Origin of the sequence: Bradyrhizobium sp. DOA9 (assembly GCF_000617845.2) — a bacterium.
Lineage (GTDB): Bacteria > Pseudomonadota > Alphaproteobacteria > Rhizobiales > Xanthobacteraceae > Bradyrhizobium.
On the sequence record NZ_DF820425.1, the window covers coordinates 6483112 to 6502380 of the forward strand.

Sequence of the window (19269 nt, forward strand, 5' to 3'; positions counted from 1 at the left end):
GGACCTCTTCAGGCGAGTCGCGGAAACGGATCGATGTGAAGCCTTGCGAGCGCAGCAGCCGGAAGCGCATCGGCTTCGATCAATGCAGCGGCCTTGGCGAGATCGCCGGCCATGTAGCGATCGGCCCCGAGCGCAGGCACCTGCTCACGCAACGCGGCGATGACGGCGACCAGCGGCGCGCTGGTCGCATGCGGCGCGCGCAGCGTGATGCCCTGGGCCGCGACCAGAAGCTCGATGCCGAGAATGGCGGCGAGGTTGTCGGCCATGTCGGACAGACGCCGCGCGGCATGCGCAGCCATCGAGACATGGTCTTCCTGGTTGGCGCTGGTCGGCGTCGAATCGATCGAGCATGCGAGTGCACGCTGCTTGTTCTCGGCATAGAGCGCGGCCGCCGTCACCTCGGCGATCATGAAGCCGGAGTTGATGCCGGGATCGGGCGTGAGGAACGGCGGCAGGCCGAAATTGAGCGCGGGATCGACCAGCGTCGCGATGCGCCGCTCGCTGATCGCGCCGATTTCCGACAGCGCCAGCGCGAGCGCATCGGCGGCGAAGGCGACCGGCTCGGCGTGGAAATTGCCGCCGGAGACGATCTCGCCGGTCTCGACCAGCACCAGCGGATTGTCGGTGACGGCGTTGGCCTCGACGATCAGCGTGCGCGCGGCTTGGGTTATCAGGTCGAGGGCCGCGCCTGCGACCTGCGGCTGGCAGCGCAGGCAATAGGGATCCTGCACACGCTCGTCGCCTTCGAGGTGTGAGAGGCGGATGTCGCTGCCATCGAGCAATGCAGTCAGCGTCGCGGCCGCCGCGATCTGGCCGGCGTGGCCGCGCAGCGCCTGAATTTCAGGGCGGAACGGTGCCGTCGAGGCCATCGCCGCATCCACCGACAGCGCGCCGGTTACGAGTGCGGCGCGGGCGAGGCGATATGCGCGCAACACGCCTGAGAGGGCGTAGGCGGTCGAGAATTGCGTGCCGTTGATCAGCGCGAGGCCTTCCTTCGGCCCGAGGGTCAGCGGCGTGAGGCCGGCGGCGGCGAGTGCCTCGCTGCCGGACACGATCTTGCCATCGACGGTCGCCTGCCCCTCGCCGATCATCACGGCCGTCATATGCGCGAGCGGTGCCAGATCGCCGGAGGCGCCGACCGAGCCTTGCCGCGGCACCAGCGGATAGACGCCACGGGCCAGCATGTCCTGTAACTGCTCGATCACCGCGCGGCGCACCCCGGAGGCGCCGCGGCCGAGCGAGACGATCTTCAGCGCCATCATCAGGCGGACGATCGGCTCCGGTGTCGGCTGGCCGACGCCGCAGCAATGCGAGACGATCAGGTTGCGCTGGAGCAGCGCGGTCTGGTCCGGCGGGATGCGCTTCGACGCCAGCTTCCCGAAGCCGGTATTGATGCCGTAGACGGGAACGTCCGCCTGCGCGGCCCGCGTCACGATCTGCGCAGCCGCCTCGACCCGCGGCCAGAACGAGGGATCGAGCACGACGGGGGCGCCTTCGAGCACGCGCGCGAGATCGTCGAGGTTCACCGTTCCCGGCTTGACGACGATCGCTGTCTCCTGCTCCGTCACTGTCCCCTCCATACCCGCTTGTGCAGCGGATTGAAGCCGATGCGGTAGACCAGCTCGGCCGGGCGCTCGATCTCCCAGATCGCAAGGTCGCACCATTTGCCGGCTTCCAATATGCCGGTCTCATTCAACAGGCCAAGCGCGCGCGCGCCTTCACGGGTGACGCCGGCCAGGCACTCGGCCACGTTCATCCGGAACAAGGTCGCGCCCATGTTCATCGCGAGCAGCAGCGAGGTCAGCGGCGAGCTGCCGGGATTGCAGTCTGTCGCCAGCGCCATCGGAACGCCATGCTTGCGGAACGTCTCGACCGGCGGCTTCTGCGTCTCGCGAATGAAGTAGAATGCGCCGGGCAGCAGCACGGCCACTGTGCCGGCTCTCGCCATGGCGGCGGCGCCGACCTCATCGGTGTGCTCGAGATGATCGGCCGAGAGTGCCGAGAATTTCGCGGCAAGCGCCGCGCCGCCGAGATTCGAGAGCTGGTCGGCATGGAGCTTGACCGGCAGGCCAAGTCCCCTCGCCGTTTCGAACACAAGCGCGGTCTGCTCGGCGGAGAATGCGATGCCTTCCATGAATGCATCGACGGCATCGGCGAGGCCAGCATTGGCAACTGCGGGCAGCATCTCCTTGCAGACGAGATCGATGTAGCGGTCCTTGTCGCCACCGGCTTCCACCGGCAGCGCATGCGCGCCCAGGAACGACGTGCGGATCGTAACCGGCCGCGCGCGGCCGAGGCTCCGCGCCGCCGCAAGCTGTCGCATCTCGGTTTCGGTGTCGAGGCCGTAGCCGGACTTGATCTCGACCGTGGTCGCGCCCTCAGCCGTCAGCGCGTCGAGCCGCGGCAGCGCGCCTGCGGCGAGCCCGGCTTCGCTGGCCTGGCGCGTTGCCGCCACGGTCGAGACGATGCCGCCGCCGGCGCGCGCAATCTCCTCGTAGCTCGCCCCCTTCAGGCGCAGCTCGAATTCGTGCGCGCGGTTGCCGCCATAGACCAGATGGGTGTGGCAGTCGACGAGACCGGGCGTGATCCAGCGCCCCTCGCAATCAATCCGCTCGATCGCGTCGGCGTCGAGCGGAAAATCCGCTTTAGCGCCCGCATAGACGATGCGGCCGCCGCGTGCGGCGATGACACCATGCTCGATCTCGCCAAGATCGGGACGATCGACCCGCATCGTCGCGAGGCGGGCATTATGCCAGATCCGGTCGAAGCGCTCTGCCATGCGGGTATCCGTTCGCCCTGGGGATGCTTGACTTATATGTCTAGACATATAATCGTACGGCGGTTCTGTCCAGCCGGCGTGTAGGTCATGACCCGACTGCATTTCGCTTCCGCGCTCCTGCCTTCGGGCTGGGCCAATGACGTGCAGGTGGTGATCGCCGCCGGCGCGATCGCGGCGGTGACGGCGGGCGTGGCGCCGGCCGCCGGCGACGAACGCCACGCCATCGCGCTTCCGGGACTTGCAAGCCTGCACAGCCACGCGTTCCAGCGCGGCATGGCGGGTCTGGCGGAGCTGCGCGGCGATTCCACCGACACGTTCTGGACCTGGCGCGAGACGATGTATCGCTTCGCGCTGGCGATGACGCCCGACGACGTCGCTTCCGTGGCGACGCTGCTCTATGTCGAAATGCTCGAGCAGGGTTTTACCCGCGTCGGCGAATTCCACTATCTGCACCACGACCGCGACGGCTCGCCCTACGCGGACCCCGCCGAGATGGCCGCGCGGATTGCAGAGGCCGTTGAAGCCTCGGGCATCGCGCTGACGCTGCTGCCGAGCTTCTATGCGCACGGCTCGTTTGGAGGCGCAGCGCCGCATGAAGGGCAGCGCCGCTTCATCTGCTCGGTCGATCAGTTCGCCGCATTGATGACGGCATCGCGGAAGGTTATCGCGCACTTGCCCGGCGCCAATATCGGCATCGCACCGCACAGCTTGCGCGCGGTGACGCCGGACGAGCTCGCCGCGATCGTTCCACTGGCCGAGGGCGGGCCGGTGCACATTCATGCCGCCGAGCAGGTGAAGGAGGTCGAGGATTGCCTCGCCTGGTCGGGCCAGCGTCCGGTGCAATGGCTGCTGGAGCACGCCCCGCTCGATCGGCGCTGGTGCCTCATTCACGCGACCCACATGACGAATGAGGAAGTGACGGCGTTCGCCAGGACCGGCGCCGTGGCGGGCCTCTGTCCCATCACGGAAGCGAGCCTCGGCGACGGCATTTTTTCGGCACGGGAGTTCGTCGACGCCGGCGGCATTTTCGGCGTCGGTACCGATTCCAACGTGTTGATCGGCGCCGCCGACGAATTGCGCCAGCTCGAATACGGCCAGCGGCTCAAGCACCGCCAGCGCAACGTGCTCTCCGGCGGCGCCGGCCGCTCGACCGGACGCGCGCTGTTCGACGGGGCGCTCGGCGGGGGCGCGCGGGCGCTGGCACAAACGGCCGGCGGCCTTGTGCAAGGCGCACGCGCCGATATCGTCACGCTCGACACGGCGCATCCATCGCTGGCAGGGCGCGCGCATGATGCCGTCATCGACGGCTGGATCTTCGCCGCCGGCGGCGCCGCCATCGATTGCGTCTGGGCCGGTGGCCGCAAGGTGGTCGAGGGCGGTCGGCATGGATTGCGCCAGGCCGCACGTGAGCGCTTCAACGCATCGATGCGGAGGCTGGTCGCATGAGCCTCGTCACCGACGCCGACAAGCCGACGCTCTACAAGCGCATCCGCGCCGACATCGAGAAGCGCATCCTGACCGGCGAATGGCCGCCCGGCCATCGCATTCCCTTCGAGCACGAGTTGGTCGCGCGCTACGGCTGCTCGCGCATGACCGTGAACAAGGCCTTGTCTGAGCTGGCGCAGGCCGACCTGATCGAGCGGCGGCGGCGCGCCGGCTCGTTCGTGCGCCGGCCGCAGCATCAGTCGGCGGTGCTCAAGATCGCCGACATCCGCGCCGAGATCACCGCGCTTGGCCGCGCTTACGGCTACGAGCTGATCGGCCGCAAGCTGCGCGCGGCGACCGCCGCCGACCGCGACCGCCTCGGCGTCAAGAAGGCCGGCAAGGTCGTCGCCATCACCTGCCGGCATAGCGCCGACAAGGTCCCGTTCGCGGTCGAGGACAGGCTGATCGATCTGTCGTCCGTGCCTGATGCCGCGACTGCCGATTTCGCGCGCGAGCCGCCCGGCTCGTGGCTGCTTCACCATGTCCCATGGACCGAGGCCGAGCATACGATCAGTGCCATCGTTGCGGACGACCGCACGGCGGAAGCGCTCGACATCGCCGTCGGCGCACCCTGCCTCGTGATCGACCGCTACACCTGGCGCAGCGCCCGCACCATCACCGCGGTGCGCCTGCTCTATCCCGGTGACTCTCACCGCCTTGTCGCCCGATTCAAGGGAGGCTGAGAGGACATGTCGGCACAATTCGTGCAACGCATCGGGCAACGGTCCAGGTGGGCCGACAATGAGCAACAGGACGTCAAACCATCGATCGGCAAGAGGACGAAAATCATGCGTAGTTCGACAGTATTTGCGACAATCATTGCCCTCGCGGCGGCCACTCCCGTGCTCGCCGACGACGTCAAGGTCGGCGTCGGCATCTCCGGCTGGACCGGCTTCGCGCCGCTGACGCTGGCCAAGGAGGCCGGCATCTTCAAGAAGAACGGGCTCGACGTCACCATCAAGAAGATCCCGCAGAAGGACCGCCATCTCGCCATCGCCTCCGGCGACATCCAATGCGCGGCGACCACGGTCGAGACCTGGATTTCCTGGAACGCCAACGGCGTCGCGACCAAGCAGATCTTCCAGCTCGACAAGAGCTACGGCGCCGACGGCATGGCCGTGCGCAACGACGTCGCCGCGATCAAGGACCTGAAGGGCAAGACCGTCGCCGCCTCCGCGCCCGGCACCTCGCCCTACTTCGCGCTGGCCTGGATGCTGAAGAAGAACGGCCTCACCACCAAGGACGTCACGATCGTCAACCTCGAGCCGGCTGCGGCCGCGCAGGCCTTCGTCTCCGGCCAGAACGATGCCGCGATGACTTATGAGCCCTATCTGTCGACCGTGCGTGCCGCGCCCGACAAGGGCAAGATCATCGCGACCACGCTCGACTATCCGATGGTCATGGACACGTTCGGCTGCACGCCGAAATTCCTCACCGATAATCCCAAGGCCGCCAAGGCCCTCGCCGACAGCTATTTCGAGGCGATCGACATGATCGCCAAGGACCAGGCCAAGTCCTACGAGATCATGGGCGCCGACGTGAAGCAGACCGGCGAGCAGTTCGGCAACTCGGCGAAATATCTGCGCTGGCAGGACAAGGCCGCGAACCAGAAGTTCTTCGCCGGCGACTTCCTGACCTTCAACAAGGAGGCTGCCGAGCTGCTGCTCGAGATCGGCATCATCAAGGCCGCGCCGAAGGTCGAGGACCTCTACGACGCGAGCTTCATCAAGTAACTCTTCTCGAGCTGCCGGTTCCGCCTCGGGCGGAGCCGGCGCACCATTCGGATACGGTTTGATGCGTCCCCTGGATCCCGTGACAACGAAGCAGCGCGCGGCATATGGCCTGGCGTTCTTCGTGCTGTTCGTCGCCCTCTGGTCATGGGCGACGTTCGGCGGCCATGTGTCGAAGACCTTCCTCGCCAATCCGCTCACCATGGTGCAGGAAGGCGTCGAGCTGCTCACCAAGCACGGCTTCCTGTTCGACATCGGCATGACGATCTGGCGCGTCGTCGGCGGCTTCGCGCTCGCGGCGGTCATCGCGGTGCCGCTCGGCGTGCTGATGGGCGCCTACAAGCCGGTCGAAGCCTTCCTCGAACCCTTCGTCTCATTTGCACGCTATCTGCCCGCTTCGGCCTTCATCCCGCTGCTGATCCTGTGGGCCGGCATCGGCGAATTGCAGAAGCTGCTCGTCATCTTCATCGGCTCGGTTTTCCAGGTGATCCTGATGGTCGCGGTGACGGTCGGCGCCACGCGGCGCGATCTGGTCGAGGCCGCCTATACGCTCGGCGCGCGCGACCGCGGCATCATCCGCCGCGTGCTGCTGCCCTCCTCCGCGCCGGAGATCGCAGAGATCCTGCGGCTGGTGCTGGGCTGGGCCTGGACCTACGTCATCGTCGCCGAGCTGATCGGCTCGTCCTCGGGCATCGGCCATATGATCACCGACAGCCAGGCGCTGCTCAACACCGGCCAGATCATCTTCGGCATCATCGTGATCGGATTGATCGGGCTCATCTCGGACTTCCTGTTCAAGGCGTTCAACGCCTGGCTGTTTCCCTGGAAGCTCGCATGACCACTCTCAGGATCGAACAGGTCTCGCGCACCTTCCCCGCGCGCCACGGCAACGCGCCGACGCGGGCGCTGGAGCCGACCGACCTCACCATCGGCAACAACGATTTCGTCACCATCCTCGGCCCCTCCGGCTGCGGCAAGTCCACGCTGCTGCGCATCGTCGCCGGTCTCGATCGTCCGACCAGCGGCCGTGTCACGCTCGACGGACGCGAGGTGACCGGCCCGGGCGCGGATCGCGGCATGGTGTTCCAGTCCTACACGCTGTTCCCCTGGCTGACGGTGCGCGAGAACATCGCCTTCGGCCTGCGCGAGCGCGGCGTGTCCGAGGCGGAGCGACACAAGATCGCGGATGCCTTCATCCGCCAGGTCGGGCTGTCCGGCTTCGAAAACCATTGGCCCAAGCAGCTCTCCGGCGGCATGCAGCAGCGCACCGCGATCGCGCGCGCGCTCGCCAATGACCCGAAGATCCTGCTGCTCGACGAGCCGTTCGGCGCGCTCGACAACCAGACCCGTGCCCTGATGCAGGAGATGCTGCTCGGGATCTGGGAGCGCGACCAGAAGACGGTGCTGTTCGTCACCCACGACATCGAGGAAGCGATCTTCCTCGGCAGCCGCGTCATCGTGATGAGCGCGCGTCCCGGCCGCATCAAGGCCGAGATCAATGTGGACCTGCCGCATCCGCGCTCCTACAAGATCAAGACCACGCCGGAATTCGTCCAGCTGAAGGAACGGCTGGTCGAGGAGATCCGCACCGAGGCGCTGAAGGTTGCCGAACATGCCTGACACTCGTGCCGACGGACATCGCGTTCTCGCCGACCTCCATGCGCTGCGCGCCTTCGGCGCCTACAAGACCGGCGTGCACAAGCCGACCTTCTCCGAGCCGCACAGGCTGTCCCTGGAGTGGCTCGTCCAGAAGCTGCCCGAGGCCAATCTCTCGGCGACAATCGACGGCATCGGCAATGTGTTCGGGACGAGCACGAAGCCCGGGCCGAAGCTGCTGGCGGGCTCGCACCTGGAAAGCCAGAACTATGCCGGGTGGCTCGACGGCCCGCTCGGCGTCGTCTATGCGCTCGAGGCCGCGCGCGTCCTGAACGCCGATCCTGCCGTGAACGGCGCGGTCGAGGTCGCCGCCTGGTGCGACGAGGAGGGACATTTCGGTCATTTCCTCGGCTCGCGCTCCTATGTCGGACAGGTGAGCGAGGCCGACATCGACGCGGCCCGCGACCGCACCAGCGGCCGCACCATGCGCGATGCCCTTGCCGACATGGGGCTCTCGGAGCGTCCGCGCATCACCGCCGAGCCGGGACGGCACGTCGGCTATCTCGAGGCGCATATCGAGCAGGGCGACACGCTCGAAAGCGGGCGCCTGGCGATCGGCGTCGTGACGTCCATCGTCGGCATCTGGCAGTACCAGATCAATTTCACCGGCGAGCAGAACCACGCCGGCACCACGCGCATGGCGGTGCGCAAGGATGCCGGCCTGGCGCTGGCCAAGTTCTGCGTCGCGATCGACGAACGTTTCCCGATCGCCTGCGACCCGCGCACGGTCTGGACCACCGGCCGCATCACGCTCGATCCGGGCGCGCCGAGCATCATCCCCGGTGGCGCAGAGATGTTGTTCCAGATCCGCGACGACGACCCGTCTGTGATCGCGCGGCTGGAGCAATTGCTGAGGACCATGGCGGACGAGGCCAGTGCCAATGGTCCGTGCACCGTCAGCGTGACGAAGCTGCGCACCGGCGCACCCGCGATAATGAATGCGGGCTTTCAGGACGCGATCGAGGCTGCGAGCAAGGTCGTCGCCGGCGGCCGTTCCATCCGCATGCCCAGCGGCGCCGGACACGATGCGCAGATGCTGGCGACCGTGATGCCCGCCGGCATGCTGTTCGTGCCGTCGATCGGCGGCATCAGCCATCACTGGACCGAGAATACGGCAGACGCCGACATCGTGACGGGCGCAGAGGTGTTCGTCGAGGCGTGCCGGCGCATCCTTGGCGGCTAGCGCTGCGTCCGGAGCGCGACCGCGAGTTCGGCGGCCGCTCTCTCCACCCGTCATTGCGAGCGCAGCGAAGCAATCCAGAATCTTTCCGCGGAGGGACTCTGGATTGCTTCGCTGCGCTCGCAATGACGGAGTACGAGGCAGCAGCGTCGCTCTTCTCTCTTGCGTTTCGAATCGCAGACGCACCTTCGCATTCTCGCGGCTGACTTCGCCCGAGCTTTGCCGCTCCATCCGGGCTGCGGGCCTCCTGCAATCGCGACACTCGGACGTGGCACGAGCTGCGACAATCTGAACCTAGTGCCGACACAAAGCTGCGGCATTTCTCCGCTTTCTCCACCGCCCCGCCCTGTTCCTTCCCGGAGTTCCCATGTCTTCTGCCGATCGGCCGGCGACCCGCCTTGCGACCCGGCTTGCCTTCCTCGTTGCGGGCTTCGGCATCGCGTGCTGGGCGCCGCTGGTGCCGTTCGCGAAGGCGCGGCTTGCTGTCGACGACGGGGTCCTCGGGCTGCTCCTGCTCAGCCTCGGCATCGGCTCGGTCGTGGCGATGCTGCTGACCGGCGTTCTCAGCGCGCGCTACGGCAGCAGGCCGGTCATCGTCGCGGGCGGGCTTGGCCTCACGGTTGTGCTGCCGCTGCTCGCGATCGCAAGCTCGCCGCTGTCGCTGGCGCTGGTGCTGCTTGCGTTCGGCGCCGCGCTCGGCTCGATCGACGTCGCCATGAACATCCATGCCGTGGAGGTGGAGCGCGCCGCGGGACGCCCCCTGATGTCCGGCTTTCACGCCCTGTTCAGCATCGGCGGCTTCGCCGGTTCCGCGCTGATGACCGCGCTGCTCTCGCTGCAGCTCGGGGCGCTCGCCTCGACGCTGATCTGCTCCGTGCTGATGCTGATCGCGATGCTGCTGACCTGGCCGCGCCTGCTGCGATCGGTGCAGGTGCAGGAAGGCCCATTGTTCGTGCTGCCGCACGGATCGGTGCTGCTGCTGGCGCTGCTCGGCGCCATCACCTTCCTGGTCGAAGGCGCGATGCTCGATTGGGGCGCGCTGCTCGTGATCGGCGCCGGCCTCGTCAGCGAGGCGCAAGGCGGCATCGGCTACATCGTGTTCTCGATCGCGATGACGATCGGCCGGCTCGGCGGCGACGCGGTCGTTGCGCGCATCGGAGATCGCACGACATTGCTCTGGGGCAGCCTGATTGCGATCGCCGGCTTCGTTGTGCTGCTCACCGCGCCCGTTGCAGCGGTCGCCATCGGCGGATTCCTGCTGATCGGGCTCGGCGCCTCGAACCTCGTGCCCGTGCTGTTCCGCCGGGCGGCGCAGCAAAAGGTGATGCCCACGGGACTCGCGGTCGCGGCGATCACGACGGCAGGCTACGCAGGCGTCCTGCTCGGCCCCGCCGGCGTCGGCTTCGTCGCACAGCTCGGCGGACTGCCGCTGGCATTCTGGCTGCTGGCGGCCTTGATGGGGCTCGTCACCTTGACGGCGGGGATCGTCACCGCGGAGCAGCGCCGGGCTTCGCATGTCGATGCGTGAGCGGATCTGCGGCTGACGTGATCGATGGAGAGGTGGATCGCCACAGCCCGGCGAACCACCTTCCAGGCGTTAACCGCCGACTGCCGCCGCGCGACGCGGCAGCTTCCAGCCGGGCCGGATGAAATGGCAGGTGTAGCCGTCAGGATAACGTTCGAGATAATCCTGATGCTCGGGCTCGGCTTCCCAGAACTCGCGCGCGGGCGCGATCTCGGTTACCACCTTGCCCGGCCACAGGCCGGACGCCTCGACGTCGGCGACGGTGTCTTCGGCGATCCGCTTCTGCTCCTCGCTGGTGTAGAAGATCGCCGAACGGTAGCTCGTGCCGATATCGTTGCCCTGGCGGTTGAGCGTGGTCGGATCATGGATCTGGAAGAAGAACTCCAGCATGGTCCGGAAGCTGGTCCTGGCCGGATCGAACACGATCTCGATGGCTTCGGCATGACCTTCGTGATTGCGGTAGGTGGCGTTCTTGACGTGTCCACCGGTGTAGCCGACGCGGGTGGAGATCACGCCGGGCTGCTTGCGGATCAGGTCCTGCATGCCCCAGAAGCAGCCGCCGGCCAAAACTGCGCGTTCCGTCGTCATGTGATGTGCTCCCAATGATCGCCAAATAGCTTGTGCATCATATAGGCTTTCGGCCGCCCGGCCGAAAGCCACGCATTGACGCGGGTCCACCAAGTCGCCAGGGCCCGGTGCAACCTCTCCCGCTTGCTTGCGGGAGAGGTCGCGCGTAGCGCGGGTGAGGGCTTTCTCCTCTAGGGGGCTATCCCATTGCGGAAACACCCTCTCCCCAACCCTCTCTCGCAAGCGGGAGAGGGAGCGCACCTCCGCCGTTGCAGCGATGAAGGATTCATTCCATCGCCCTAGACCAGCTTGGCGTCGAGCGTGATGGCGGCGTTGAGCACCTTCGACACCGGGCAGTTCTTTTCGGCTTCGCCGGCGAGCCGGGCGAAGCCGGCATCGTCGAGACCAGGCACCTTTGCCCGCAGGGTCAGGGCGGATTTGCTGATCTTGAAACCCTTGCCTTCGGGCTCGAGCGTGACGGCGGCTTCGGTCGAGAGCTCGTCCGGCGTGAAGCCCGCCATCTGCAGGCCGAAGGCGAGCGCCATGGTGAAACAGCCGGCATGGGCTGCGGCGATCAACTCTTCGGGATTGGTGCCCTTCTCGTTCTCGAAGCGGGTCTTGAACGAATAGGGCGTCCCGGCAAGCACGCCGGATTCGCTCGAGAGCTGGCCCGTGCCATCGCGACCGGTGCCCTTCCAGACTGCTGTTGCCTTGCGGATCATCTAACGGTCTCCTTGCTTGCCTAAACTGGATCGAACGCGCGGATCGGCGGCAGATTGGCGCTGAACTTCTCCACCTCGACGGTTGTCAGCTGGCCGGTGCAGCCCTGCGCCAGGGACGAGGTGCCGACGTCGCGGGTCAGCACGTTCGGATTGCCGTGAACGCACAGCGGCGCCTCGTCTTCTGGATCCATCGGATCGTACCAGGCGCCGGTCGGCAGCTGAACCACGCCTGATACGATGCCGTCGGTGACGTGGACCGCGGCGAGGCACGCGCCGCGCGCGTTGAACAGGCGGATGATGTCGCCGTCCTTGATGCCGCGCGCCTGTGCATCGACCGGATTCATCCGCGCAACCTCGCGTCCGCGATGTTTTGCGGAGAGCGAATGTCCGCCGAAATCGAGCTGGCTGTGCAGGCGCGTCACCGGCTGGTTGGCGACGAGGAAGCATGGTGCCCCAGGCCTGGGAATATCGGTCTTGTCGAGCCAGACCGGATGGCCCGGACAATCCGCATCGCCGTGGCTTGCGATCTTCGCCGAGAAGATCTCGATCCGTCCGCTCGGCGTCGGCAAGGCGTGATTGACGGGATCCTCGCGGAAGCGACGCAGCCGGCCGCCGTCGTCGGGCTGCTGCGGCACGACCAGGCTGCCGCGCGCCCAGAACTCGTCGAAGCTTGGGGCTTCGAGGCCGCGCTTGGCCAGCGAGGCGCGGGTCGGCTCGTAGAGATGCTCCAGCCATTGCCGCGACGTGCGCCCTTCGGTGAACGGCTCGCGCGCCCCGAGACGTTCGGCGAGATCGGCGAAGATGTCGTAATCGTCGCGCGCCAGCCCGAACGGCTCGGCGATCCGGTGCATCGCGACCATCAGCGGATCGTTGGTGGAATAACCGATATCCTCGCGCTCCAGCGTCATCGTCGCGGGCAGCACGATGTCGGCGTGGCGGGCGGTGGCGGTCCAGGCGAGCTCGTGCACGACCAGCGTGTCCAGCTTCGCGAAGGCCTTGCGCAGGCGATTGATGTCCTGATGGTGATGGAAGGGATTGCCGCCGGCCCAATAGACCAGACGAATGTCCGGATAGGTGCGCGTCTCGCCGTTGTAGCGATAGGTGGTGCCGGGATTGAGCAGCATGTCGGCGATGCGCGCCACCGGAATGAAATCGGCGACGCCGTTGCGGCCCTGCCCCAGCGTCGGTCCCGGCACGTCGTTGACGCGGCGGCCGTAATAGCCGATCGCCCCCAGCGAATAGGCGTAGCCGCCGCCGGGAAGGCCGATCTGGCCGAGGGCCGCCGCGAGCACCATGCCCATCCACACCGGCTGCTCGCCATGCTCGGCACGCTGCAGCGAATGGGAGACGGTGATGAGCGCGCGCTTTCCGGCAAGGCGCCGCGCCAGCTTGCGGATCGCATCCGCCGGGATGCCGCAGATCGCGGCGGCCCATTCGGCGTGCTTGTCTTGCCCGTCGCTCTCGCCGGTGAGATAGCGCAGGAAGATCGGCCAGCCCTCGGTGTAGCGGTCGAGGAAGGCCTGGTCGTGCAGCTTCTCACTGACCAGCGTATGGACGATGCCGAGCATCAAGGCAGTGTCGGTGCCGGGCACGCAAGCCATCCATTCGGCGGCGGCCTCGACCGGCAGATCGTCGCGCAGCGGGCCGACCAGGATGAACTCGCAGCCGCGCGCCCGCGCCGCCGCCATGGCGCCGCGCTCGACATGCTTGCTGATCGAGCCGCCCGCCACCATGGAGTTCTTCAATGCCATGCCGCCGAACGCCAGCACGATGTCCGTTTCGGCCGCAATCTGCTCCCAGGTGACGTTGCGCTTGGTGATATCCTCGTAGCCGGCCAGGATCTGCGGCAGCAGCACCGAGGACGCACCCGAGGAATAGCTGTTGACCGAGCGCACATAGCCGCCCATCGCGATATTGAGGAAGCGATGCACCTGGCTCTGGGCATGATGGAAGCGCCCGGCGCTCGACCAGCCATAGGAGCCGCCGAACACGGCCCCGGGTCCGCGCGTGTCGCGGATACGGCCGAGCTCGTCGCCGAGGAGATCGAGCGCCTTCTCCCAGCTGACGGAGACGAACTCGTCGCGGCCGCGCCTGTTATCGGGGCCCGGCCCGCGCTCGAGCCAGCCGCGGCGGATGGCCGGCTGGGCGATGCGCGCCTGATGGCGGAGCGCGCCGGGAAAATTGTCGATGATGCCGTTCGGATCGGGATCGCCGGCATAGGCCCTGACCTCCAGCCCGGCCGCGCCCTGACGCGCGGAGAACACGCCCCAATGCGAGGTGTGCGGCTTGAAGCCGTCCGACAGGTCAAGACCGGGGTCGGGGAAGCCAATCGTATCGTCCATCTCTGATCCTTGTTCCGGCGGCGTCGGTGTCGGTGGTAATATACCGATCCGCTCCGGACGTCGTCGAGATCAGGGTTGACGGGAACGCTGACCTGCCCCGCGCAAAGCCAGCCTCAGGGCTGTTGACACTCCCGAGCGTCATCGGGCGCATACTGGCGCCGACGCTGCATCATCCGCGTGCGCAGCAATCGACCAGCAGATTCCAGATCCGCTGCGTCTCTTCTCTCCTGTTCGCCTCCGACACCTTCTCGGCGTTCGATTGACCGAACGCGGCGATGGTGTGGGGTGGGCGAGGCACGATCCACCGCTCCGAAATCGGGTCGTACCATTTGCCGATATTCATCTCAGTCACGTCGGTCGACTCACAGATTGACGGGCTCGGGCGAGGCGCGCCGCGCGGTCCTCTTTGGAGCTCGTGTCGCGCGCCACCCGATTCACCAATCAGAAGCTCGCATGATCGTTCCCGGCCGCTGCGTCAGCCCGGCCGGGCCGGATGCAGCGTGCGCGGATGCCACTCATGCAGCAATCGCGCCAACTCCTCACGCTCAGTGTCGCGGCCCTTCATCGCGGTCTCGAACAGCGCCTCCTGGATGTCGCGAGGCATGTCGCCCCACACCTCCATCGCCGCACGTCCGAGCAGGCCCGCAAAATGATCCACGCCATCGTTCATCCGGCTCTCCCGATCTGCACACGAATGGAACAGCGGCGGCCGCTCCGCGTTCCAATGCCATCATTGTGAAAAGGAGGCGTCTTTTATGGGATTCTTCACCAAGGACATCAAATCGATGGAAGACCTGCTGCTGCACGGGCTGCAGGACATCTATTACGCGGAACAGCAGATCCTGAAGGCGCTGCCGAAGATGATCGACAAGGCCACCAACAGGGATCTCGTCGGCGGGCTGAAGGCGCATCTGGAAGAGACCAACAAGCAGGTCGAGCGCCTCCACAAGGTCTTTGCCAAGCTCGGCAAGGAGCCGAGCGACACGCATTGTCCGGCGATCGACGGCCTGATCAAGGAAGCCGACGAGACCGCCGGCGAGATCGAGGACAAGGCCGTGCTGGACGCTGCGATCGTCGCCAACGCACAGGCGGTGGAGCATTATGAAATGTGCCGGTACGGCACGCTGATCGCCTGGGCGGAAGAGCTCGGCCACGACGATATCGTGCGCTTCCTCACCACCAATCTGAACGAAGAGAAGGCCGCCAATACCAAGTTGAACACGGTGGCCCTTCGCAAGGGCGTCAACGCCAAGGCGTCCAGCGCCGCGTGATCGCGGCAAAGACGATGGCGGCGCCGCGGCGCGGCCATCGTCATCTCCGCCGCGAACAGATACGTCGGATCAGATGAACGGCTTGCCGCCGGTGACCGGCACCGTCGCCCCCGAGGTGTAGCTCGAGAGCGGATCGGCCAGCATGACATAGGCCGTCGCGAGCTCAGCCGGCTGGCCCGCGCGCTGCATCGGCACCTGCTTGCCGAAGTTCTTGACCCTTTCCTCCGACATGGTCGAGGGAATTAGCGGCGTCCAGATCGGCCCCGGCGCCACCGCATTGACCCGGATGCCCTTCTCGGCCAGCATCTGCGCGAGCCCGCCGGTGAAATTCTGGATGGCGCCCTTGGTCGTGGCGTAAGCCAAAAGGCTCGGGTTCGGCATGTCGGAATTGACCGAGGCCGTGTTGATGATCGCGGATCCCGGCTTCATGTGGGCAACGGCAGCCTTGGCCAGATAGAACATGGCGTGGATGTTGATCTCGAACGTCCGCCGCCATTCGTCGTCGCTGATGTCGGCGATGTCCTTGAACGTCGCCTGATGGGCGGCGTTGTTGACGAGGATGTCGATGCCGCCGAGCTCCTCGACGGTGCGACGCACGATGGCGCGACAGTGCTCGGGATTGCTGATGTCGCCCGGGATCAGGACGGCCTTGCGTCCCTCCCGCTCCACCAGTGCCTTGACCTCGGCCGCATCCTCGTCCTCGTTCAGATAGGAGATGACGATGTCCGCGCCTTCACGCGCATAGGCGATCGCCACCGCGCGGCCGATGCCGCTGTCGCCGCCCGTGATGATGGCCTTCCTTCCAGCCAGGCGGCCGGCACCCTTGTAGCTCTCCTCGCCGTGATCGGGGCGCGGCTGCATCGCCCGCGTCGAGCCCGGCATCGGCTGCTGCTGCGCAGGATAAGGCGGCTTTGGATAATCGGTCATGGACAACTCCCGGCGTTTGCTGCGCTAACGGAGCGCCGCCGAAAGTGTTCCTGGCGTTGATTCCGTCATCGCACAGCGTGGCCGTCAGCCCCAGAGATCCGATTACAGCGGCTTGCGGAACTCTCGGCTGGAAAAACTCCCGGAGATCGCTCACCATGGCGTCGCCTTTGAGGACCATGTTGCGGAGAGCATCTTGAAACTCGCAGGTGTTTTGAGTGCGCCAAGATTTCTCAAGCAATCGGACACCGGCTTGACACCTGCAGGCAAATCGAACGAGCGGATTTTCGGACTCCTGAGCGCAGCCGGCGTGTTCTGCATCTGGTCCGGCTTTCTCGTCTTCTCGAGGGCCGGCATGCAATCCGGCCTGACACCCTTCGATTTGACCGCACTTCGCTTCCTGGTCACCGGCGCCCTGGTTCTTCCGTTCGCCAAGGCCTGGTGGCCGCGCCACCTGCCGCTACACGCAATCCTGTCGATGTCGATTTTTGGGCCCGGCGTAGTCTACAACGTTTTGATGTACTTTGGATTGAAGGGGTCATCGGCAGCCTACGGAGGAGCATTCGCCAACGGCTCGCTGCCGATCTTCACCATTCTGCTGGGGTTGATTTTCGCACGGCGCGTGCCGTCCTGGCGGCAGCTCATTGCAGTTCTCATCCTGCTCGTCGGGGCGGTGCTCGTTGCTATTCCGGGCATGCGCGCCGGCGGCAACAGCGTGGGATCGGCCATCGGGTTCCTCCTCGCAGCGTCAGCTGTGCTCTCGATCTACTTTGTGGGCGTCAAGCACTGGCAGGTCGAGGCGCGCCAGGCGCTGGTCCTGGTCAGCGTGCCGAACGCGCTGCTTTTCCTGCCGGTCTGGTTTTTCTTTCTTCCTTCCACCATGCAGGATGCGCGGTGGTCGACGATATTGCTTCAGGCCGCCTTCCAGGGCTTGGGCCCCGGCTTCCTGGCGGTCATCCTGTTCTCAATTTCCGTGAGAATTCTCGGGCCTACGCCCTCGGCCGGCCTGGCTGCGGCGGTGCCTGCAAGTGCAACGCTGTTGGCGATACCGATACTTGGCGAGGTTCCAACAACCATCGAGTGGATCGGCATCGCGATCGTCACCGCCGGGCTCATTCTGCTCCTCGGAGGCCAGTCCGAAACCAGGAGCCCATCCAAATAGCGCGGGAGATCTGCTCCAGCTACGTCAATGCCGGAGCGATTGCGTCCTTCCTCGGACCAAGCCGCGCGCTACATCTGCCGTCGTCGGCCGCCGCAATCTGCACCTGCACGTCCCTGGGCTTTGCCAGATAGGGCGCGGACGTGACCAGGACATCGGCGCCGGCTGCCGCATAGGCCGCGGCATTTGCCGCGTTGACGCCGCCAGCCGCGGCGATGATCGGACGAGCGCGCGTATAGGCCATCGATGCCATGCGCTTGACCAGCGCAGCGATCTCGGCTGGCGAGAACTTCTCGGCCTGGATCACGTCGAAGCCGGCGACGGCCGCGGCAAGCGCGGCATCGGCGGTCTTCACCTCGATCACGAGCTTCTTCTCCGACGCCGCCCGGCGCAATCGCTCGACCGCCTGAAACAGCGGCAGCTCGCCCAGAAACGCGCGGTGCTCGGGAAACACCAGCACGGTCTCGGACAGGCCGAGCCGGTGCATCACGGCGCCACCCGCCTTCACGGCCGCCACCGCAAAGCGCTTGGTGCCCGGCACGTTCTTGCGCGTGCAGGCGACCGGGATAACAGGCACGACCGCCCGCGCCGCCTCGACGATGGCGCGGGTCTCGCTGGCGACGCCCGACCAGATCTCGACCAAGGTCTGCGCCACCTTCCAGCTCCGCAGCAGGCCTGCGGCCGGGCCGCGCGCCTGAAGGATCGGGGCGCCCTGCTCCAGCATCGCACCGGATGCGGCGAACAGCTCCACTTCGCAGCCGGCGAGCGCGATGATCTCGGCGGCATCCTCGGCGAGCGCCAGCACCATCGGCGCGCGCGCGGTGAATTGCATGACGCCGATGGCCCCGCCGATCCCGAGCGCTTCGGTGGTGAGATCGCCGTAAGGGACGTCGTCCTCCAGCAGGCGTTCGAGCTCGGCGCGCGATGCGACGGTCGCCATGTCGTGCTTCCCTTCATTGGTGTCGGCTTGCCGACGACATTGTCGGACTTCCGACACGGATCGCCGGCCCCGCCGCCGCGAGCGGCGGGAAGCCCGTAGCTTTTGACGCCGTTCCTGCAAGGCGCGCACCAGCTTGCCGCCGGCTCGTCCGGCACGCCGATTGCTGAGACCCTTCTCGCCGGCGCCTTGCAGCATCGCGCTGCGTGGAAGCCATTGCCGTCCGCTGGAGTTCATCATGAAGCCGCTTCGCTCGATCGCCCTTGCCGCAGGCTTGTTGCTGGCATGCGCATCTGCGCGGGCCGCGCAGACCAACGTTGCCGTCGCCGCCAATTTCACTGACGCCGCAAAGGAGATCGCCGCCGCCTTCAAGCTGAAGACCGGACACGAAGCGGTGCTGAGCTTCGGGGCGAGCGGACAGTTCTACACCCAGATCACGCAGGGCGCGCCGTTCCAGGTGCTCCTGTCCGCCGACGATTCACGGCCGAAGAAGCTCGTCGAGGACGGCCTTGCGCTGGCAGACAGCCGCTTCACCTACGCGATCGGCAAGCTCGTGCTGTGGAGCAAGTCGCCGGGACTCGTGACGGGCGAGGAGACGCTGAAGGTCGCGACCTTTGCAAAGCTCTCGATCTGCAATCCCGCCGCCGCGCCCTACGGTCTCGCCGCCGTGGAAACCATGAAGTCATTGGGCCTCTACGATACGCTGAAGCCGAAGCTGGTGGAGGGTGCGACCATCACCCAGGCCTATCAATTCGTCGAGACGGGGAATGCAGAGATCGGCTTTGTCGCGCTGTCGCAATTGACCGGCAGCGAGGCCGGCTCGCGCTGGGTGGTGCCGCAGGCACTCTATAACCCGATCCGGCAGGACGCGGTTCTGCTGAAGACGGGGGCCGGGAACGAGGCCGCGCGCGCCTTCATCGCCTTCCTCAGGGGACCTGAGGCGCGCGCCATCATCGAGAAGTACGGCTACGTGCTGGACGGGCAGAGCTGAC

General features: G+C 66.4%; 19 protein-coding genes. 10 read left to right on the top strand and 9 right to left on the bottom strand.

The annotated features are described in order from the left end of the window. Positions 1-8: 8 nt before the first annotated feature. Positions 9-1568, bottom strand: a complete 1560-nt coding sequence (gene hutH / locus BDOA9_RS30580; protein WP_025037755.1) for a histidine ammonia-lyase — start codon at positions 1566-1568, stop codon at positions 9-11. After that, positions 1565-2779 (bottom strand): imidazolonepropionase, encoded by a 1215-nt coding sequence (gene hutI / locus BDOA9_RS30585; RefSeq protein WP_025037756.1) that lies wholly within the window; start codon positions 2777-2779, stop codon positions 1565-1567. The genes hutH and hutI overlap by 4 nt, the downstream gene beginning before the upstream one ends. An 87-nt stretch (positions 2780-2866) precedes the next feature. Between hutI and BDOA9_RS30590 the strand changes: the two genes are divergently transcribed. The 7 genes from BDOA9_RS30590 to BDOA9_RS30620 all read left to right on the top strand — a co-directional run bounded on the left by BDOA9_RS30590 (position 2867) and on the right by BDOA9_RS30620 (position 10358). Next, positions 2867-4225 carry a formimidoylglutamate deiminase gene (locus tag BDOA9_RS30590; RefSeq protein ID WP_025037757.1) on the top strand — a complete coding sequence of 453 codons (1359 nt, stop codon included), beginning with the start codon at positions 2867-2869 and terminating at the stop codon, positions 4223-4225. After that, positions 4222-4947, top strand: a complete 726-nt coding sequence (hutC, locus tag BDOA9_RS30595) for a histidine utilization repressor (protein WP_025037758.1) — start codon at positions 4222-4224, stop codon at positions 4945-4947. The genes BDOA9_RS30590 and hutC overlap by 4 nt, the downstream gene beginning before the upstream one ends. Before the next feature lie 105 nt (positions 4948-5052). Beyond that, entirely contained in the window at positions 5053-5997 is a 945-nt protein-coding gene (locus BDOA9_RS30600; RefSeq protein WP_025037759.1) for an ABC transporter substrate-binding protein, read from the top strand. Positions 5998-6058: 61 nt separating this feature from the next. Then, on the top strand, positions 6059-6832 hold the full coding sequence (locus BDOA9_RS30605; RefSeq protein ID WP_025037760.1) for an ABC transporter permease: 774 nt from the start codon (positions 6059-6061) through the stop codon (positions 6830-6832). Further along, entirely contained in the window at positions 6829-7614 is a 786-nt protein-coding gene (locus BDOA9_RS30610) for an ABC transporter ATP-binding protein (RefSeq protein ID WP_025037761.1), read from the top strand. Before BDOA9_RS30605 ends, BDOA9_RS30610 begins: the two co-directional genes overlap by 4 nt. Then, positions 7607-8833 carry a Zn-dependent hydrolase gene (locus tag BDOA9_RS30615; RefSeq protein WP_025037762.1) on the top strand — a complete coding sequence of 409 codons (1227 nt, stop codon included), beginning with the start codon at positions 7607-7609 and terminating at the stop codon, positions 8831-8833. Before BDOA9_RS30610 ends, BDOA9_RS30615 begins: the two co-directional genes overlap by 8 nt. Before the next feature lie 364 nt (positions 8834-9197). Continuing rightward, positions 9198-10358: an MFS transporter gene (locus BDOA9_RS30620; protein WP_025037763.1), complete on the top strand. Its 1161-nt coding sequence runs from the start codon at positions 9198-9200 to the stop codon at positions 10356-10358. Positions 10359-10427: 69 nt separating this feature from the next. Here the strand turns inward: BDOA9_RS30620 and msrA are convergent, their stop codons facing one another. From msrA to BDOA9_RS30640, 5 genes are all read right to left on the bottom strand, one after another. Further along, a complete protein-coding gene (msrA, locus tag BDOA9_RS30625; RefSeq protein ID WP_025037764.1) occupies positions 10428-10943 on the bottom strand; it encodes a peptide-methionine (S)-S-oxide reductase MsrA in 516 nt (171 codons plus the stop codon). Between the two features lie 278 nt (positions 10944-11221). Further along, on the bottom strand, positions 11222-11644 hold the full coding sequence (locus tag BDOA9_RS30630) for an OsmC family protein (RefSeq protein WP_025037765.1): 423 nt from the start codon (positions 11642-11644) through the stop codon (positions 11222-11224). Between the two features lie 20 nt (positions 11645-11664). Continuing rightward, a complete protein-coding gene (locus BDOA9_RS30635) occupies positions 11665-13986 on the bottom strand; it encodes a molybdopterin guanine dinucleotide-containing S/N-oxide reductase (RefSeq protein ID WP_025037766.1) in 2322 nt (773 codons plus the stop codon). A 169-nt stretch (positions 13987-14155) separates the two neighbouring features. Then, the gene (locus BDOA9_RS39135) at positions 14156-14329 is read right to left on the bottom strand and encodes a hypothetical protein (protein ID WP_192859637.1); all 174 of its coding nucleotides are present in this window, start codon (positions 14327-14329) and stop codon (positions 14156-14158) included. A 132-nt stretch (positions 14330-14461) separates the two neighbouring features. After that, the gene (locus BDOA9_RS30640; RefSeq protein ID WP_025037767.1) at positions 14462-14656 is read right to left on the bottom strand and encodes a hypothetical protein; all 195 of its coding nucleotides are present in this window, start codon (positions 14654-14656) and stop codon (positions 14462-14464) included. Between the two features lie 85 nt (positions 14657-14741). On the opposite strand from BDOA9_RS30640, the gene BDOA9_RS30645 reads away from it, so the two are divergent. Further along, the gene (locus tag BDOA9_RS30645; protein WP_025037768.1) at positions 14742-15257 is read left to right on the top strand and encodes a YciE/YciF ferroxidase family protein; all 516 of its coding nucleotides are present in this window, start codon (positions 14742-14744) and stop codon (positions 15255-15257) included. Positions 15258-15326: 69 nt separating this feature from the next. Here the strand turns inward: BDOA9_RS30645 and BDOA9_RS30650 are convergent, their stop codons facing one another. Next, the gene (locus BDOA9_RS30650; RefSeq protein ID WP_025037769.1) at positions 15327-16184 is read right to left on the bottom strand and encodes a glucose 1-dehydrogenase; all 858 of its coding nucleotides are present in this window, start codon (positions 16182-16184) and stop codon (positions 15327-15329) included. A 193-nt stretch (positions 16185-16377) separates the two neighbouring features. Between BDOA9_RS30650 and BDOA9_RS30655 the strand changes: the two genes are divergently transcribed. Continuing rightward, positions 16378-17343 carry a DMT family transporter gene (locus BDOA9_RS30655; protein WP_152033543.1) on the top strand — a complete coding sequence of 322 codons (966 nt, stop codon included), beginning with the start codon at positions 16378-16380 and terminating at the stop codon, positions 17341-17343. 19 nt (positions 17344-17362) lie between these two features. On the opposite strand, the gene modD is transcribed toward BDOA9_RS30655, so the two are convergent. After that, positions 17363-18280: a ModD protein gene (modD, locus tag BDOA9_RS30660; protein ID WP_025037771.1), complete on the bottom strand. Its 918-nt coding sequence runs from the start codon at positions 18278-18280 to the stop codon at positions 17363-17365. A gap of 235 nt (positions 18281-18515) precedes the next feature. On the opposite strand from modD, the gene modA reads away from it, so the two are divergent. Further along, entirely contained in the window at positions 18516-19268 is a 753-nt protein-coding gene (gene modA / locus BDOA9_RS30665) for a molybdate ABC transporter substrate-binding protein (protein WP_025037772.1), read from the top strand. Position 19269: the final 1 nt, after the last annotated feature.

Bases quoted from the DNA above. Each gene is read 5' to 3' on its own strand.
- hutC (WP_025037758.1), top strand. From the start codon at position 4,222: ATGAGCCTCGTCACCGACGCCGACAAGCCGACGCTCTACAAGCGCATC.
- msrA (WP_025037764.1), bottom strand. From the start codon at position 10,943: ATGACGACGGAACGCGCAGTTTTGGCCGGCGGCTGCTTCTGGGGCATG.
- BDOA9_RS30590 (WP_025037757.1), top strand. From the start codon at position 2,867: ATGACCCGACTGCATTTCGCTTCCGCGCTCCTGCCTTCGGGCTGGGCC.
- BDOA9_RS30640 (WP_025037767.1), bottom strand. From the start codon at position 14,656: ATGAACGATGGCGTGGATCATTTTGCGGGCCTGCTCGGACGTGCGGCG.
- modD (WP_025037771.1), bottom strand. From the start codon at position 18,280: ATGGCGACCGTCGCATCGCGCGCCGAGCTCGAACGCCTGCTGGAGGAC.
- BDOA9_RS39135 (WP_192859637.1), bottom strand. From the start codon at position 14,329: ATGAATATCGGCAAATGGTACGACCCGATTTCGGAGCGGTGGATCGTG.
- BDOA9_RS30630 (WP_025037765.1), bottom strand. From the start codon at position 11,644: ATGATCCGCAAGGCAACAGCAGTCTGGAAGGGCACCGGTCGCGATGGC.
- BDOA9_RS30635 (WP_025037766.1), bottom strand. From the start codon at position 13,986: ATGGACGATACGATTGGCTTCCCCGACCCCGGTCTTGACCTGTCGGAC.
- BDOA9_RS30645 (WP_025037768.1), top strand. From the start codon at position 14,742: ATGGGATTCTTCACCAAGGACATCAAATCGATGGAAGACCTGCTGCTG.
- BDOA9_RS30610 (WP_025037761.1), top strand. From the start codon at position 6,829: ATGACCACTCTCAGGATCGAACAGGTCTCGCGCACCTTCCCCGCGCGC.
- BDOA9_RS30600 (WP_025037759.1), top strand. From the start codon at position 5,053: ATGCGTAGTTCGACAGTATTTGCGACAATCATTGCCCTCGCGGCGGCC.
- hutI (WP_025037756.1), bottom strand. From the start codon at position 2,779: ATGGCAGAGCGCTTCGACCGGATCTGGCATAATGCCCGCCTCGCGACG.
- BDOA9_RS30620 (WP_025037763.1), top strand. From the start codon at position 9,198: ATGTCTTCTGCCGATCGGCCGGCGACCCGCCTTGCGACCCGGCTTGCC.
- BDOA9_RS30650 (WP_025037769.1), bottom strand. From the start codon at position 16,184: ATGACCGATTATCCAAAGCCGCCTTATCCTGCGCAGCAGCAGCCGATG.
- BDOA9_RS30605 (WP_025037760.1), top strand. From the start codon at position 6,059: ATGCGTCCCCTGGATCCCGTGACAACGAAGCAGCGCGCGGCATATGGC.
- BDOA9_RS30615 (WP_025037762.1), top strand. From the start codon at position 7,607: ATGCCTGACACTCGTGCCGACGGACATCGCGTTCTCGCCGACCTCCAT.
- modA (WP_025037772.1), top strand. From the start codon at position 18,516: ATGAAGCCGCTTCGCTCGATCGCCCTTGCCGCAGGCTTGTTGCTGGCA.